This is a genomic window from Luteimonas wenzhouensis (genome assembly GCF_007859305.1).
GTDB classification, from domain to species: Bacteria; Pseudomonadota; Gammaproteobacteria; order Xanthomonadales; family Xanthomonadaceae; genus Luteimonas; species Luteimonas wenzhouensis.
This window is the reverse complement of record NZ_VOHE01000001.1, coordinates 452,645-465,907: the sequence shown is the minus strand read 5'-3', so window position 1 is coordinate 465,907 and position 13,263 is coordinate 452,645. Positions and strand designations below refer to the sequence as shown.

Sequence of the window (13,263 nt, the reverse complement as noted above, 5' to 3'; positions counted from 1 at the left end):
TCGAACCCTTCGCGGACGCCGCCGCGCGTCGCGCGGTCCATGCCGATTCGCTACGATGGCGCGGACAGTCGCGGGGGAGGGATGCATGGCGGTGATCATTGGAGTGGCGCGCGAGAGCGCGCCGGGCGAGCGTCGCGTCGCGCTCACGCCGGAAACCGCGAAAAAGCTGGTGGCGGCCGGTGCCGTCGTCCACGCCCAGCGGGGGCTGGGCGCGCTGGCGCGCTTCCCGGACCAGGCCTACGCCGATGCCGGTGCCGAACTGGTCGACGGCGACGTGCTGTCCGGGGCCGACGTGGTCCTGTGCGTGCAGTCACCGCCCGCGGCGGCGATCGCGACGATGAAGCAGGGCGCGGTGCTGGTCGGCGCCCTGCACCCGCAGGCCGACGAGGCGCGTGCCGCGGCGATCCGCGAACGCGGTGTTGTCGCCTTCCCGCTCGAGCGCCTGCCGCGCACCACCCGCGCCCAGGCCATGGACATCCTCAGTTCCCAGGCCGGCATGGCCGGCTACAAGGCGGTGCTGATCGCGGCCCAGCTGGCGCCGCGCTTCTTCCCGATGCTGACCACGGCCGCCGGCACCATCCGCCCGTCGAAGGTGCTGGTGGTGGGCGCGGGCGTGGCCGGCCTGCAGGCGGTCGCGACGGCGCGGCGCCTGGGCGCGCAGGTCGAGTGCTTCGACGTGCGCCCGGAAACGCGCGAACAGATCGAGTCGCTTGGCGGCAAGTTCCTCGACCTGGGCGTGAGCGCCGCGGGCGAGGGCGGCTACGCGCGCCCGCTCACCGACGAGGAGCGGGCGCTGCAGCAGCAGCGGCTGGCCGAGCACCTCAAGGGGATCGACGCGATCGTCAGCACGGCCGCGGTGCCCGGACGACCTGCGCCGAAGATCATCAGCGCGGCGATGGTGGACGGGATGAAGCCGGGCAGCGTGATCGTGGACCTGGCCGCCGAGACCGGCGGCAACTGCGAACTCACCCGCCGCGGTGAGACCTTCGAGACCGGCAACGGCGTGGTCGTGGCCGGCCCCGTCGACCTGGCCAGCATGGGCGCGCTGCACGCCAGCGAGATGTTCGCCCGCAACCTCTACAACTTCGTCTCGCTGTTGCTGCGCGAGGACGGCCTGGCGTTCGACTGGGACGACGAACTGCTGGCGAAGACCGTCTGGCCCGAGCGCGCGGCGGCGCCGGCCTGACGCCGCGTCAGTCCGCCGGGTCGCGGGGCGGATGCGCGTCCACCCAGGCCTTGCGTTCCGCCGCGGTCATCGTCTTCCAGCGCTCGAGCATCGCCTTGCGCTCGGCCTCCGGCAGGCCACGGATGTGATCGAACAGGGCCCGCGCCTGGCGTCGCTTCTCCGGCGGCATGTCGTGCCAGCGGCGCATGCCGTGGCGTGCGTGCTCGCGCTGCTCGGGCGTCATCGACTGCCAGCGCCGGGCGTGTTCGAGCATGTGCTGGCGCTTCTCGGGCGGGCTGGCGTTCCAGCGCTGGCGCACCGGCGCCAGCAGCAGTTCCCGCTGCTGCTCGGTGAGGCCGTCCCATTCGGGCAGCAGCGCAGGCGCGGCCCCTTGCGATTGCGCCATCGCGCCCAGCGGGGCGAGGGCGAGCAACAGGGCCAGGAGACGGGTGCGGGCGGAGACGCGGGCGGACATGGCTTACTCCATCGCGAGCAGGTCGGCATCGCGCGAGGCGAGCCAGACGTAGAACTCGGGGTTCTGGTCGAGGTCGTCGAGCACCGCCTCGATGCCGGGATCGGTCGCCGCGGCGGGCACCGTGGCCTGCGCGACGGGCGGAGGGGGCGGCGCGTCGCCGGCCCAGCGCAGGCCGATGCCCAGCCCCGCGCCCAGGACCAGCAGCGAAGCGAAGGCCGCGGCCGGCAGCCGCCAGCGTGTCCGCGCCGGCGCGGACAGGACGGCGTGACGACGACGATGCAGCTGCGCCATGGTGCCGGCCGACACCCGGGCCTGCGCGTCGGCGTAGGCCCGGCGCGCGGCCAGGTCGAAGCGGCCCGTGTCGTCGATGTTCATCGGAATTCCTCCAGTTGCTTCTGCAGGGCCTCGCGGGCGCGGAACAGGTGGGTCTTCACCGAGCCCTCGCTGCAGCCCATGATCTTCGCGGTGGTTTCCACGTCCATGTCCTCCAGCACCCGCAGGGTGAACGCCTCGCGCTGCCGCGCCGGCAGTTCGCGCAGGGCGCCGGCCAGGCGGGCCCAGGCCTCGCGGCCGTCGTGCGCGCGCGCCGGGTCGGGCGTGGACTCGTCGGCCCAGTCGATCTCGCCGCCATCCTCGTCGCGCGCGTCGCTTAGCCACTTCAGGCGGAAGCTGCGCCGGCGCTGCAGGTCGATGATCCGGCTGCGCAGCACCGCCCAGAACAGCGGAGTCCATTCCCCGGGCGGCCGGTCGCGGTAGGCGAGCATCTTCGCCATCGCGTCCTGCACCGCGTCGAGCGCATCCTCGCGGTGGCGCAGGCCAAGTTCGGCGAAACGGAAGGCGCGGGCGGACACCGCCGCCAGGAACTGTTCCAGCGTCGCCGGGGTCTCGCGGGCGGGGTCGTGCATCTCCACGGGCGCCAGCCTAACCGCTGCCGCCACCGTGGACCCCGCCAGGCCCGCGCGCGCCTGTCCCATCTGCCGTCCGCCATCCATTCGAAGTTGCAACGGAAACCCTGTGTCCCGGGAGTCAACGCGCCGCCGCGGGGGCGGTTGACCGCTCCTGTCGCGGTTCAGCCCCGGTTATGATGCGCGGCGGAGCACACAGCCGGGAGTGGGGGATGACGGACGGGTTCGTGGCCTTGTACATCTTCATGCTGGCGGCGATCGCCGGGCACGTGATCATTTCCCGGGTGCCGGTGATCCTGCACACGCCGCTGATGTCGGGCAGCAACTTCATCCACGGCATCGTGCTGATCGGCGCGATCGTGGTGCTCGGCCACGCCGACACCCCCCTGGAGAAGGCGATCGGCTTCGCCGCGGTGCTGATGGGCGCGGGCAATGCCGCCGGCGGTTACGTGGTCACCGAGCGCATGCTCGAGATGTTCAAGCCCTCGAAGAAGCAGGAGCCCGGGGCATGAGCGGCGCGCAGGTCCTGACCCTGGTGGTGGGCACCAGCTACCTGGTGGCGGCGACCCTGTTCCTGCTCGGCCTGCAGCGCATGGCCTCGCCGCTGACCGCGCGCAGCGGCATCCGCTGGGCCGGGCTCGGCATGGTGATCGCGACCTTGGCCACGTTCTTCCTGCCCGAGTTGCACAACATCCCGCTGATCCTTGCCGCGACCGCGCTGGGCACTGTGGTCGCCTGGGTGTCCGGCAAGCGGGTCGCGATCACCGACATGCCGCAGATGGTCGCCCTGTACAACGGCCTGGGTGGCGGTTCGGCGGCGGCGATCGGGGCGGTGGAGCTGCTGCGGTGGTCCTCGACCGGGGTCGCGGCGGGCCCGGTGCCGCTGGTGCTGGCACTGCTGGGCGCGCTGATCGGCTCGGTGGCGCTGTCGGGTTCGATCATCGCCTGGGCCAAGCTCGACGGGCGCATGGACAAGCGCTACGTGTTCCCCGGCATGCAGGCGTTCAACGCCCTGGTGGCGCTGGGCACGGTGGCGCTGGCGGTGCTGGCGGGCTGGTCGCTGGGGATGCACTGGGTGGTGGCCTTCTTCGTCGCCGCGCTGGCGCTGGGCGTGCTGATGACGCTGCCGATCGGCGGTGCCGACATGCCGGTGGTGATCTCGCTCTACAACGCCTTCACCGGCCTGGCCGTGGCGTTCGAGGGCTACGTGCTCGGCAACGAGGCGCTGATCATCGCCGGCATGATGGTGGGCGCGGCCGGCATGCTGCTGACCCGGCTGATGGCCAAGGCCATGAACCGTTCGATCCGCAGCGTGCTGTTCTCGAACTTCGGCGGCGCGGGGGCGGAAGCGGCCGAGATCACCGGCTCGCAGAAGCCGATCGAGGCCGCGGACGTGGCGGCGATGATGGCCTTCGCCGAGCGGGTGGTGATCGTGCCCGGTTATGGCATGGCCGTGGCCCAGGCCCAGCACAAGATCTGGGAGCTGGCCCAGCGCCTGGTCGAGCGCGGGGTCAAGGTGAAGTTCGCGATCCACCCGGTGGCCGGTCGCATGCCCGGGCACATGAACGTGCTGCTGGCCGAGGCCGGCGTGCCCTACGACCTGATCGCGGACATGGACGACATCAACCCCGAGTTCGCCAATACCGACGTCTCGCTGGTGATCGGCGCCAACGACGTGGTCAACCCCGTGGCGAAGACCGACCCGGCGAGCCCGATCTACGGCATGCCGATCCTCGACGTGGTGAACTCGAAGAACGTCATCGTGATCAAGCGCGGCAAGGGGACCGGCTTCGCCGGGATCGAGAACGCGCTGTTCTACGCCGACAACACCCGCATGCTCTACGGCGACGGCGCGGCGATGGCCAACGCGCTGGTGAGCGAACTCAAGGCGCTCGACGGCGGGCATTGAGCCCGCCGCCGCGGGTCAGCGCGAGGCGATCGCGGCCACGACCAGCCCGGCCGCGATCCAGGCCAGGTCGGTCGGGCCGTTGGACAGGCGCACCAGCAGCCAGGCCAACCCGTTGCCGAGCTTGAGCATCGACTCCCACGGCAGCAGGCCCATGTGGCCGCCCAGCCACGCGGCCACCAGCGCCCAGTTCGCCGCGGCCACCGCCAGCGCGGTCGACAGCAGCCCCGCCAGGGCCCGCGCCGCGCCGGGGCGCAGCCGCAGCAGGCGCACGATCAGGGCCGCGTCCACGGCCGCGACCAGCGCCATCCAGCTGCACTGCGCGTTGAGCGCCATCGCGAGCAGGACCCATGCGGCCGCCACGCCGAGGCTGCCCAGGAGCAGCCATCCCAGAGCGAAGGCGGACCAGGCGTTGCGTGGTGGCGGCATGCGGGAGGCTGCGTTGCGGAAGGCCGCACAGGATAGCCGGGTCGCGGCGATACAATGACGGCCTTGCCCCGCGGCCCATGGGCCCCCATCCATCGCACATGTATTCACGCAGCAGCGAACCGGTGCGCTTCGAGCGCGACTGCGAGGCCGTCCTGGTCCCGCAGGGCGAGTCCGTGACCCTGCCCGCCGGCAGCGTCGGCTACATCACCCAGGCCCTGGGCGGCAGCTGGACCGTGTTCGTGGAGGGCAACCTGTTCCGCATCGCCGGCAAGGACGGCGACGCGATCGGCAAGGAGCCGCCCGAGCCGCTGAGCCTGCCCGACGACGCCGATGACGCCGCGGTCGAGCAACTGGTGTGGAAGCAGCTGCGCACCTGCTTCGACCCCGAGATCCCGATCAACGTGGTCGACCTTGGCCTGATCTACGAGGCCGTGCTGCGTCCGCTGGGCGAGGGCAAGCGGATGGTCGAGGTGAAGATGACCCTGACCGCGCCCGGTTGCGGCATGGGCGAGATCCTGGTCGACGACGTACGCAGCAAGCTGGAGATGATCCCGACGATCGCCGAGGCCGACGTCGAGCTGGTATTCGACCCGCCGTGGAACCAGAGCATGATGTCCGAGGCCGCGCGCCTGGAAACCGGGATGCTGTAAGCGGGCAGGCGGCACCGGGCGCCGGCGCGGCAGGCCGCCGCGCCCCTAGTCGATCGCCTCGAAGCGGTTCGCCTCGACGTTCTTGCGCACCCGCGCCGGGTCCCAGACCCGGCCGTTCATGGCGATGTAGGTCCCGGGCGGCAGGCTCTGCACCGCGCCGACCGCGGTGCCGATGTTGAACTCGGCGTCCGAGCCGCGGAAGCGCGCCGGGCTCAGCGCGCCGGTCAGGACGATGGTGCGGTCGGCCAGCGTCGCCAGCACCCTGGCCGTTTCCACCATGGTGTCGGTGCCGTGGGTCACCAGCACGTGGCGCGTGGGCTGGGCCGCGATCGTGGCCCGCACCAGTTCGCGGTCGTCGTCGTCCAGGTGCAGCGAGTCCTTGCGCAGGATCGGGATCACCCGGAAGCGGAAGGCGACGTCCAGTTCCGAGAGCATGCGCCCGATCTGCGGGTCGCCGACCTGGAAGTCGGACTTGTCGTCGAAGTAGGTCTTGTCGATGGTGCCACCGGTGGTGACGATCAACAGTTCTTCCATCACGATGCTCCAATAGGGGGCGCGGGCAGGACGCGTCAGCGCCTGCGGGCGAACCGCGCGCGCAGGCCCGGCCAGCTGGCGGTGAACACCAGCCCGACCGAGAGCGCGGTGGCGGCCAACGCGAAGGCCCGCTGCGCGGGTTCGGCCCACGCGATCATCACCGCGTGGCAGAACAGCAGCAGGCCCAGCACGCCGGCCCAGAAGGCGGCCCTGGCGCTGCCCGCGGTGACCGCGGCCAGCAGCAGGGCGATCGGCAGCACGAACACCAGCAGCGCGGCCAGGAAGTGCCGGTCGCCGGCGAACCAGGCCAGGTACAGGACCGCGAGCGCGGCCAGCAGCGCGACCAGCGTCGTCCGGTGCGGACCCTCCAGCATCAGCCCAGCCTCGCCGCCAGCCCGGCGATGCGGCGGCCGAGCGCGCGTGCCAGCACCGCCTCGTCCTCGCTCGGTTCGGGGTCGTCGCCGGGGCCGGCCACGTGGCTGGCGCCGTACGGGGTGCCGCCGCCGCGCGTGGAGGACAGCCGCGGCTCGGTGAAGGGGATGCCGGCGACCACGCAGCCGTGGTGCAGCAGCGGCAGCATCATGCTCAGCAGGGTCGATTCCTGGCCGCCGTGCATGCTGGCGGTGGAGGTGAACACGCCGGCGGGCTTGCCGACCAGGGTGCCGCTGGCCCATTCGGCGCCCAGCCCGTCGAGGAAGTGCTTGAGCGGCGCCGCCATGTTGCCGAACCGGGTGGGGCTGCCCAGCAGCAGGCCGGCGCATTCCTCCAGGTCGGCGCGCTCGACGTAGGGCGCGCCCGATCCGGGCACCGGCGGCTCGGCCACGCGGGTCACCGGGGCCACCGGCGGCACGGTGCGCAGGCGCGCGTTCATGCCCGGCACCTCGCCGATGCCGCGCGCCACCTGGCGCGCGAGCTGCGCCACCGAACCGTTGCGGCTGTAGTACAGGACCAGGATGTCGGGCATGCCAGCCTCCGTCGACCGGAGGACATTCTGACAGGCTTTGCGGGCCAGCTCACCGCGCCGGCGGCGGCGCTTTGCTACGCTGCGGGCGATGCAGCCGCTGGCGACGCTCAACCTGTGGATGGAACGGATCCGCGATCGCGAGCGGGCCGGCACCTTCGCCCGCTTCCTCGCCCGCCGCTTCCTCGACGACCGCCTGTTCCAGGCCGCCGCGGCGCTGGCCTACACCACGATCTTCGCCCTGGTGCCGCTGGCGATCGTGGTGCTGGGCGTGCTGTCGGCGTTCCCGGTGTTCGGCGAATGGCGCGACCAGCTCACCGAGTACATCTTCTCCAACTTCGTGCCCAGCGCGGCCAGTGCGGTCAAGGAAACCCTGCTGCGCCTGGTGGGCGATGCGACCACGATCACCGTGGCGGGCGCGATCGGCCTGATCGTTTCGCTGCTGATCACCCTCAACAGCATCGAGGCCACCTTCAACCAGATCTGGCGGGTGCCGTCGTCGCGGCCGCGGCTGGGGCGGTTCCTGGTGTACTGGACCGTGCTCACCCTGGGCGCGATGCTGGCCGCGGCCTCGCTGGCGCTGTCGGCGTGGCTGTTCGCGCTGCCGGTGTTCTCCACCAGCGAGGGCAGGGTGCTGTCGGGGTTCGCCCTGCGGGCGGCGCCGGTGCTGATCGAACTGCTGCTCATCACGGCGCTGTACCGGGTGGTTCCGCACCGCACGGTAGCGCTGCGCCACGCCTTCGCCGGCGCGCTGATCGCGACCGTGCTGCTCGAGATCGTGAAGTGGGGCCTGGGCGTGTACCTGGGCACGTTCACCACCTACCAGCGCATCTACGGCGCGCTGGCGGCGCTGCCGATCCTGATGATCTGGATCTACCTGGGCTGGGTGTCGGTGCTGCTGGGGGCGTCGTTCGCCTCGGCGGTATCGGCGTTCCGCTACCAGCCGGCGGCGATGCGGCTGCCCGAAGGCTTCGAGCTGTACGGGCTGCTGCGGCTGCTGGGCCGCTTCGTGCAGGCGCGGCGCCAGGGGCGCGGGCTGCATACCGAGGAGATCCTCGACATTGAGCCGATGCTCACCGATTCCCAGCTCAAGGGCTTCCTCGCCCAGCTGGCGGGGATCGACTTGCTCAAGCGCGCCGAGGATGGCCAGTGGCTGCTGGCGCGCGATCTGGATACCCTCAGCCTGGCCGACCTCTACGAAGCGTCCGGGTTGCGCATCCCGGTCTCGGAGGCCTGGCTGCCGTGCCGGGACGATCCGCTGGGCGCCGACGCGGTGGCCGCGCTCGACGAACTGCGCCTGCCGCTGCGCGACCTGCTCAAGCGCAACGTGGCCGACCTCTACCCCCGCTCAGGTGAAACAGCATGAACCCGAGGATTCTCGCCATCGTGTCCACCCTGCTGCTGCTGGCCGCGTGCCGCCAGGCCCCCACGCCGGCCGAGGACCAGGCCGGCGCGGCGCAGCCCGGCGCGCCGGCGGTGGCGGTGCAGGAGGAGGATGCCCCGGATGCCGCGGAGGAGGAGCCGGCGCGGCCGGACCTGCCCACCCTGGAGGTGGCCACCATCGACGGTGGCCGCTACGACCTGGCCGAGCACCGCGGGGAATGGGTGGTCGTGAACTTCTGGGCGACCTGGTGCTCGCCCTGCCTGAAGGAGATGCCGGAACTCTCGGCGCTGCACACCATGCGCGAGCACATCAGCGTGGTGGGCCTGGCCTACGAGGAGATCGAGGTGCCGGCGATGCGGTCGTTCCTTGAGGCGCACCCGGTGGCGTATCCGGTCGCGATCATCGACGTGTACGACCCGCCGGCCGATTTCGACACCCCGCGCGGGCTGCCGATGACCTACCTGATCGCGCCGGATGGCGCCGTGGCCCGGCAGTTCCTCGGCCCAGTCACGGCGAGGGACATCGAGGCGGCGATCGCCAGCAGCGGAGGGCCATCGCTCGAGTCGCTTTCGGCCGCCCCGGGCCCCGGGGGCGCGTGATGCGCGCGGCCCGGTTCCGCGTCGACGGACGGGTGCAGGGCGTGGGGTTCCGCGCCGCCACCCGTGCCCAGGCGCTGTCCCTGGGCCTGCGCGGCCACGTGCGCAACCTCGCCGATGGCGGGGTGGAGGTGTTGGCGGTGGGACCGCAGCAGGCGCTCGAAGCGCTGGCGCAGTGGCTCGAGGACGGCCCGCCCACCGCACGGGTCGCGCACCTGGCCCGTACCGACCCGGCGCACGCGCCCGGACTGGGCCCGGGGTTCGACATCCTGGAAGACGGCTGAACCCGGGGAGGCCACGGTGTCAGTGCGGGGGCGCCGCACCGGGGCCTTCGTACAGGGCGCGCGCGCGTTCGGCCTGCCCGGCATCGAGCGGTGGCGGACGGGCCTCCGCCGGCACGCCCTGGGGCCGCCAGCCGGGCAGCTTGCGCACGCCCCTGGCGAGCGCGCCCAGACCCTCGTTGATCGCGATCTGCACGTATCCGCCGCGCAGACCCACTTCCTCCAGGCTTGGCGCCTCGTCCCACCGCTGCGAGAACACGGTGTCCTCGACCTCCACCGGATTGCGCAAGGTGAAGGGGTCGGGTGGCGGGCGGTGGCCGAGGACCCGCACCGGCGCAAGCTCGACGTCGACCCCCGGCGCGTCCGGCGGGGCCGGCGGCGTGTCCCGGGCGAAGGCCAGGAACGCCGTACCGCAGGCGATGGCCAGGGCCAGGGCCGGGCGCCATCGCCGTGGCCCGGTTCCCCGCGGTCGCGCGCGCGGGGCCGCCTGCACGTGGGGCGCTGTGCGTGGTGCTGCCGCCTCCATGCCCCGCACGCGGTGCGCGGCTGCGCGCATCGGCATGCCCTCCCGGCCGGATCGCGCGCCATGGTGCCGGTTGCGGCAGGCACCGTGAAGCGGGGCGCGTGCCGTCAGCGCGATTCGTTCAGGCGCGGCCGCAGGGTGGCGAGGTTGCAGGGCCGGGTGCGCGCGTCGAGCTGCTCGCGGATGATCCGCTCCCACGCGGTGCGGCAGGCCGAGGTCGAACCGGGCAGGGCGAACAGGAAGGTGCCGTTGGCGAGGCCGGCGAAGGCGCGCGACTGCAGCGCGGACGTGCCGATCTCCTCGAACGACAGCGCCCGGAACAGCTCGCCGAAGCCGGGCATCTGCTTGTCCAGCAGCGGCAGTAGCGCCTCGGGGGTGGAGTCGCGTCCGGTGAAGCCGGTGCCGCCGGTGACCAGGATGCCGTCGACCGCCGGGTCGGCGATCCATTTCGACACCAGCGCGCGCATGGCGTAGCGGTCGTCGGGCAGCAGCGCGCGCTCGGCCAGCCGGTGGCCTTCGGCCTGCAGCGCGGCGGCGAGGTAGTCGCCGGAACCGTCCTCGGCCAGCGTGCGCGAGTCCGAGACGGTGAGCACGCACAGGGCGAGCGGGATCGGGTCGCGGGTGGCGGTCATGGCGGCAGCGTACCGCAGGCGCGCGGTGGCGCGGTCAGCACAGTGGCAGCGAGTACCACTGGGTCGCGTCCTCGTGCCAGCCGGCGGCGCGGTAGGTGGCCCGTGCGGCGGCGTTGTCACGGGTGGTTTCGAGCTGGATCGCGGCGGCGCCATCCTCGCGGGCGAAGCCGGCGGCCGCGTCGAGCAGTCGCCGGGCCACGCCCCGGCGCCGCATCGCCGGCAGCACGAACAGGTCGTTGAGGATCCACACCCGCGCCAGCCGTACCGAGGAGAACATCGGGTAGAGCTGGGCGAACCCCGCCGGCTCGCCGTCCAGGCGCGCCAGCAGCGCGCGCGACTCGCCGAAGCGCAGGCGCTGCCGCAGCCAGTCGCGCGCCGCCCCGGGGTCGGCCGGCTGGCCGTAGAACTGGCGGTAGGCATCGAACAGTGCGGCCAGCGCGTCGAGGTCGGCCGGAAGGGCGTGGGCCACGGTGACGGTCATCTTCAGGAGTCCCGGGTGAGCTGCGCGAGCGTGTCGGCCTGGTGCTCGCGCGAGAGCCGGTCGACGAGCGGGTCGATGTTGCCCTCGAGCACGTTGGGCAGGTCGTAGAGGGTCAGCCCTTCCACGCGGTGGTCGGTGATCCGGCCCTGGGGGTAGTTGTAGGTGCGGATGCGCTGGCTGCGGTCGCCACTGCCGACCTGCAGCTTGCGGCTGGCGGCGGTGGCGGCGGCGCGGCGTTCGGCCTCCATCCCGGCGATGGTGGCGCGCAGGCGCTTCATCGCCTTGTCGCGGTTGGCGTGCTGGCTGCGCTCGGTCTGCGACTCGACCACGATGCCGGTCGGCAGGTGGGTGATGCGCACGGCCGAGTCGGTCTTGTTGACGTGCTGGCCGCCCGCGCCGGAGGAGCGGAAGGTGTCGACCCGCAGGTCGGTCGGGTTGATCTCGACCGGCTCGCCTTCCTCCTCGATCGGAATGATCGCTACCGTCGCGGCCGAGGTGTGGATCCGGCCCTGCGATTCGGTCTCGGGCACGCGCTGCACGCGGTGGGTGCCGGATTCGAACTTCAGGCGCGCGTAGGCGCCTTCGCCCTCGATCCGCGCGATCACCTCGCGGAATCCGCCGTGTTCGCCGGGATTGGCCGACTCGATCTCCACCCGCCAGCCCTGGCGCTCGGCGTAGCGGGTGTACATGCGCAGCAGGTCGCCGGCGAAGATCGCGGCCTCGTCGCCGCCGGTGCCGGCGCGGATCTCCAGGTACAGGCCGCCGTCGTCGCGCGCATCGCGCGGTACCAGCAGCGCCATGAGCTGTTCCTCGAGCGCGTCCAGGCGGGCCTGAGCCGCGGCGATCTCCTCCTCGGCCAGGTCGCGCAGCTCGGGGTCGTTGCGCATCTCCTGCGCCGCCTCGAGGTCGGCGCGGGCGCGGGCCTGGTCCGCCATCGCCGTCGCCAGCGGCTCGAGCCGGGAGAATTCGCGCGACAGCGCGCGGAAACGGTCCTGGTCGCCCGCCACCGCCGGATCGGCGAGCAGTCGTTCGAGTTCGTCGCGGCGGTCGGCCAGCGCCTCCAGCTTACGGCGCAGGGTCGGCAGCATCGTCGCGGTTCTGGAGCGGGGGCAGCAGCGGCTCGAAGGCCCGCAGCAGGTCGAGGTTGCCTTGCGCCGCGGCGTCGCGCAGGGCGGCGGTGGGCACGTGCAGCAGCCGGTTGGTGAGGCTGTGGGCGAGCTGTTCGACCACCGCGGCCGGATCGTGGCCGAGGGCCAGCTGCTGGCGCGCGCGCGCGGCCAGCTCGGCGCGCGCGGCCTCGCCATGGGCGCGCAGGCGCTTGAGCGGCTCGTTGCGGGCGCCCAGCGCCAGCGCCTGGCCGTAGCGCGCCACCTGCAGGTCGACGATGGTCTCCGCTTCCTGGGCGGCGTCGCCGCGGCTGCGGCGGTTCTGCTCGACCACCCGGTCGAGGTCGTCGACGGTGTAGAGGTAGGCGTCCTCGAGCTCGGCGACCGCGGGTTCGATGTCGCGCGGCACCGCCAGGTCCATCAGCATCATCGGCTTGCGCTTGCGCAGCGACAGCGCGCGTTCGACCTGCGCGCGGGTGAGCACCGGGATCTGGCTGGCGGTGGCCGAGAACACCACGTCGGCCATGAACAGATGGTGTTCGAGTTCCTCCAGCGGCAGTGCCACCGCGCCGTGGCGCTCGGCGAGGTCCTGCGCGTGGCGGTAGGTCCGGTTGGCGATCAGCAGACGCTTGACCCGCGACTGCGCGAGGTGGCGCGCGGCCAGCTCGATGGTCTCGCCGGCGCCGACCAGCAGCGCCACCGAGTCGTCCGGGCGGGCGAACGATTCCTGCGCCAGCCGCACCGCCAGCGACGCCACCGAGACCGGGCTGGAGCCGATCCGGGTTTCGGTGCGCACGCGCTTGGCGGTGACGAAGGCGTGCTGGAACAGGCGGTCGAGTTCGCTGCCGAGCGCGCCGGCCTCGCGCGCCATCGACCAGGCCTGCTTGACCTGGCCGAGGATCTGCGGCTCGCCCAGCACCATCGAGTCGAGGCCGCAGGCGACGCGGAACAGGTGCCGCGCCGCGCCGTCTCCCGCATGCCGGTACAGGTAGCCGTGGAGGTCGCCGTCGCCGCCCCGGTGCGACGCCAGCCATCGCGCCAGTGCCGCGTCGTCGTCGGCGCTGGCGTAGAGTTCGGTGCGGTTGCACGTCGACAGCAGGGCCACCTCGCGCACCCCCGGCAAGGCGCGCAGGTCGGCCAGCGCGGCCGGGACGTCGCGCTCGGCGAACGCGACCTGCTCGCGCAGGGCGACCGGGGCGGTCTGGTGGTTGATGCCGAGGGCGTACAGGGTCATG

The 13,263-nt window shown here is 72.6% G+C and carries 19 protein-coding genes; 7 read left to right on the top strand and 12 right to left on the bottom strand.

The window, feature by feature from the left end:
• The first annotated feature begins 85 nt into the window (after nucleotides 1-85).
• Complete coding sequence (locus FQY79_RS02125; protein WP_146310292.1) at nucleotides 86-1,186, top strand: NAD(P) transhydrogenase subunit alpha; 1,101 nt, start codon at nucleotides 86-88, stop codon at nucleotides 1,184-1,186.
• 7 nt (nucleotides 1,187-1,193) lie between these two features.
• Here FQY79_RS02125 and FQY79_RS02120 read toward each other — a convergent pair whose 3' ends face one another.
• Genes FQY79_RS02120 through FQY79_RS02110 form a run of 3 tightly spaced genes read right to left on the bottom strand, consistent with a single transcriptional unit; the run spans nucleotide 1,194 to nucleotide 2,545 of the window.
• Nucleotides 1,194-1,640: a DUF3106 domain-containing protein gene (locus FQY79_RS02120; protein ID WP_146310290.1), complete on the bottom strand. Its 447-nt coding sequence runs from the start codon at nucleotides 1,638-1,640 to the stop codon at nucleotides 1,194-1,196.
• Nucleotides 1,641-1,643: 3 nt separating this feature from the next.
• Nucleotides 1,644-2,015 carry a hypothetical protein gene (locus FQY79_RS02115; RefSeq protein WP_146310288.1) on the bottom strand — a complete coding sequence of 124 codons (372 nt, stop codon included), beginning with the start codon at nucleotides 2,013-2,015 and terminating at the stop codon, nucleotides 1,644-1,646.
• Complete coding sequence (locus FQY79_RS02110) at nucleotides 2,012-2,545, bottom strand: RNA polymerase sigma factor (RefSeq protein WP_186759689.1); 534 nt, start codon at nucleotides 2,543-2,545, stop codon at nucleotides 2,012-2,014. Before FQY79_RS02110 ends, FQY79_RS02115 begins: the two co-directional genes overlap by 4 nt.
• Nucleotides 2,546-2,757: 212 nt before the next feature.
• On the opposite strand from FQY79_RS02110, the gene FQY79_RS02105 reads away from it, so the two are divergent.
• Nucleotides 2,758-3,057, top strand: coding sequence for an NAD(P) transhydrogenase subunit alpha part 2 (locus tag FQY79_RS02105; protein ID WP_146310284.1), 300 nt, complete (start codon nucleotides 2,758-2,760; stop codon nucleotides 3,055-3,057).
• A complete protein-coding gene (locus FQY79_RS02100) occupies nucleotides 3,054-4,454 on the top strand; it encodes an NAD(P)(+) transhydrogenase (Re/Si-specific) subunit beta (protein WP_146310282.1) in 1,401 nt (466 codons plus the stop codon). The genes FQY79_RS02105 and FQY79_RS02100 overlap by 4 nt, the downstream gene beginning before the upstream one ends.
• 15 nt (nucleotides 4,455-4,469) lie before the next feature.
• Here the strand turns inward: FQY79_RS02100 and FQY79_RS02095 are convergent, their stop codons facing one another.
• Nucleotides 4,470-4,880, bottom strand: coding sequence for a hypothetical protein (locus tag FQY79_RS02095; RefSeq protein ID WP_146310280.1), 411 nt, complete (start codon nucleotides 4,878-4,880; stop codon nucleotides 4,470-4,472).
• 98 nt (nucleotides 4,881-4,978) lie between these two features.
• On the opposite strand from FQY79_RS02095, the gene sufT reads away from it, so the two are divergent.
• Nucleotides 4,979-5,530 carry a putative Fe-S cluster assembly protein SufT gene (gene sufT / locus FQY79_RS02090; protein WP_146310278.1) on the top strand — a complete coding sequence of 184 codons (552 nt, stop codon included), beginning with the start codon at nucleotides 4,979-4,981 and terminating at the stop codon, nucleotides 5,528-5,530.
• Nucleotides 5,531-5,575: 45 nt separating this feature from the next.
• Here sufT and FQY79_RS02085 read toward each other — a convergent pair whose 3' ends face one another.
• The 3 genes from FQY79_RS02085 to wrbA are packed head-to-tail and all read right to left on the bottom strand — an operon-like array spanning nucleotide 5,576 to nucleotide 7,028.
• Nucleotides 5,576-6,064 carry an asparaginase domain-containing protein gene (locus tag FQY79_RS02085; RefSeq protein ID WP_146310276.1) on the bottom strand — a complete coding sequence of 163 codons (489 nt, stop codon included), beginning with the start codon at nucleotides 6,062-6,064 and terminating at the stop codon, nucleotides 5,576-5,578.
• A 35-nt stretch (nucleotides 6,065-6,099) separates the two neighbouring features.
• A complete protein-coding gene (locus FQY79_RS02080) occupies nucleotides 6,100-6,438 on the bottom strand; it encodes a DUF2069 domain-containing protein (RefSeq protein WP_146310274.1) in 339 nt (112 codons plus the stop codon).
• The gene (gene wrbA, locus FQY79_RS02075; protein ID WP_146310273.1) at nucleotides 6,438-7,028 is read right to left on the bottom strand and encodes an NAD(P)H:quinone oxidoreductase; all 591 of its coding nucleotides are present in this window, start codon (nucleotides 7,026-7,028) and stop codon (nucleotides 6,438-6,440) included. Before wrbA ends, FQY79_RS02080 begins: the two co-directional genes overlap by 1 nt.
• A gap of 88 nt (nucleotides 7,029-7,116) precedes the next feature.
• Between wrbA and FQY79_RS02070 the strand changes: the two genes are divergently transcribed.
• From FQY79_RS02070 to FQY79_RS02060, 3 genes are read left to right on the top strand one after another with little or no spacing between them, the layout of a single operon-like run.
• Nucleotides 7,117-8,391 (top strand): YihY family inner membrane protein, encoded by a 1,275-nt coding sequence (locus FQY79_RS02070; RefSeq protein ID WP_146310271.1) that lies wholly within the window; start codon nucleotides 7,117-7,119, stop codon nucleotides 8,389-8,391.
• A complete protein-coding gene (locus FQY79_RS02065; protein WP_146310269.1) occupies nucleotides 8,388-9,008 on the top strand; it encodes a TlpA family protein disulfide reductase in 621 nt (206 codons plus the stop codon). The genes FQY79_RS02070 and FQY79_RS02065 overlap by 4 nt, the downstream gene beginning before the upstream one ends.
• Nucleotides 9,008-9,289, top strand: a complete 282-nt coding sequence (locus FQY79_RS02060) for an acylphosphatase (protein ID WP_146310267.1) — start codon at nucleotides 9,008-9,010, stop codon at nucleotides 9,287-9,289. The genes FQY79_RS02065 and FQY79_RS02060 overlap by 1 nt, the downstream gene beginning before the upstream one ends.
• Nucleotides 9,290-9,308: 19 nt before the next feature.
• Here the strand turns inward: FQY79_RS02060 and FQY79_RS02055 are convergent, their stop codons facing one another.
• The 5 genes from FQY79_RS02055 to hemA all read right to left on the bottom strand — a co-directional run bounded on the left by FQY79_RS02055 (nucleotide 9,309) and on the right by hemA (nucleotide 13,262).
• Entirely contained in the window at nucleotides 9,309-9,575 is a 267-nt protein-coding gene (locus FQY79_RS02055) for a hypothetical protein (protein WP_146310265.1), read from the bottom strand.
• Between the two features lie 341 nt (nucleotides 9,576-9,916).
• A complete protein-coding gene (gene moaB / locus FQY79_RS02050) occupies nucleotides 9,917-10,441 on the bottom strand; it encodes a molybdenum cofactor biosynthesis protein B (protein ID WP_146310263.1) in 525 nt (174 codons plus the stop codon).
• A gap of 34 nt (nucleotides 10,442-10,475) precedes the next feature.
• Entirely contained in the window at nucleotides 10,476-10,922 is a 447-nt protein-coding gene (locus tag FQY79_RS02045; RefSeq protein WP_146310261.1) for a GNAT family N-acetyltransferase, read from the bottom strand.
• A gap of 2 nt (nucleotides 10,923-10,924) precedes the next feature.
• Nucleotides 10,925-12,010, bottom strand: coding sequence for a peptide chain release factor 1 (gene prfA, locus FQY79_RS02040; protein WP_146310259.1), 1,086 nt, complete (start codon nucleotides 12,008-12,010; stop codon nucleotides 10,925-10,927).
• Nucleotides 11,988-13,262: a glutamyl-tRNA reductase gene (hemA, locus tag FQY79_RS02035; protein ID WP_146310257.1), complete on the bottom strand. Its 1,275-nt coding sequence runs from the start codon at nucleotides 13,260-13,262 to the stop codon at nucleotides 11,988-11,990. Before hemA ends, prfA begins: the two co-directional genes overlap by 23 nt.
• Nucleotide 13,263 lies beyond the last annotated feature (1 nt).

Excerpts from the sequence above, each read along its gene's own strand:
- FQY79_RS02070 (WP_146310271.1), top strand. The coding sequence starts at position 7,117 with ATGCAGCCGCTGGCGACGCTCAACCTGTGGATGGAACGGATCCGCGAT.
- FQY79_RS02085 (WP_146310276.1), bottom strand. The coding sequence starts at position 6,064 with ATGGAAGAACTGTTGATCGTCACCACCGGTGGCACCATCGACAAGACC.
- FQY79_RS02100 (WP_146310282.1), top strand. The coding sequence starts at position 3,054 with ATGAGCGGCGCGCAGGTCCTGACCCTGGTGGTGGGCACCAGCTACCTG.
- FQY79_RS02065 (WP_146310269.1), top strand. The coding sequence starts at position 8,388 with ATGAACCCGAGGATTCTCGCCATCGTGTCCACCCTGCTGCTGCTGGCC.
- FQY79_RS02080 (WP_146310274.1), bottom strand. The coding sequence starts at position 6,438 with ATGCTGGAGGGTCCGCACCGGACGACGCTGGTCGCGCTGCTGGCCGCG.
- FQY79_RS02120 (WP_146310290.1), bottom strand. The coding sequence starts at position 1,640 with ATGTCCGCCCGCGTCTCCGCCCGCACCCGTCTCCTGGCCCTGTTGCTC.
- FQY79_RS02095 (WP_146310280.1), bottom strand. The coding sequence starts at position 4,880 with ATGCCGCCACCACGCAACGCCTGGTCCGCCTTCGCTCTGGGATGGCTG.
- wrbA (WP_146310273.1), bottom strand. The coding sequence starts at position 7,028 with ATGCCCGACATCCTGGTCCTGTACTACAGCCGCAACGGTTCGGTGGCG.
- FQY79_RS02105 (WP_146310284.1), top strand. The coding sequence starts at position 2,758 with ATGACGGACGGGTTCGTGGCCTTGTACATCTTCATGCTGGCGGCGATC.
- sufT (WP_146310278.1), top strand. The coding sequence starts at position 4,979 with ATGTATTCACGCAGCAGCGAACCGGTGCGCTTCGAGCGCGACTGCGAG.
- moaB (WP_146310263.1), bottom strand. The coding sequence starts at position 10,441 with ATGACCGCCACCCGCGACCCGATCCCGCTCGCCCTGTGCGTGCTCACC.
- FQY79_RS02045 (WP_146310261.1), bottom strand. The coding sequence starts at position 10,922 with ATGACCGTCACCGTGGCCCACGCCCTTCCGGCCGACCTCGACGCGCTG.
- FQY79_RS02115 (WP_146310288.1), bottom strand. The coding sequence starts at position 2,015 with ATGAACATCGACGACACGGGCCGCTTCGACCTGGCCGCGCGCCGGGCC.
- prfA (WP_146310259.1), bottom strand. The coding sequence starts at position 12,010 with ATGCTGCCGACCCTGCGCCGTAAGCTGGAGGCGCTGGCCGACCGCCGC.
- FQY79_RS02125 (WP_146310292.1), top strand. The coding sequence starts at position 86 with ATGGCGGTGATCATTGGAGTGGCGCGCGAGAGCGCGCCGGGCGAGCGT.
- FQY79_RS02060 (WP_146310267.1), top strand. The coding sequence starts at position 9,008 with ATGCGCGCGGCCCGGTTCCGCGTCGACGGACGGGTGCAGGGCGTGGGG.
- hemA (WP_146310257.1), bottom strand. The coding sequence starts at position 13,262 with ATGACCCTGTACGCCCTCGGCATCAACCACCAGACCGCCCCGGTCGCC.
- FQY79_RS02110 (WP_186759689.1), bottom strand. The coding sequence starts at position 2,545 with ATGCACGACCCCGCCCGCGAGACCCCGGCGACGCTGGAACAGTTCCTG.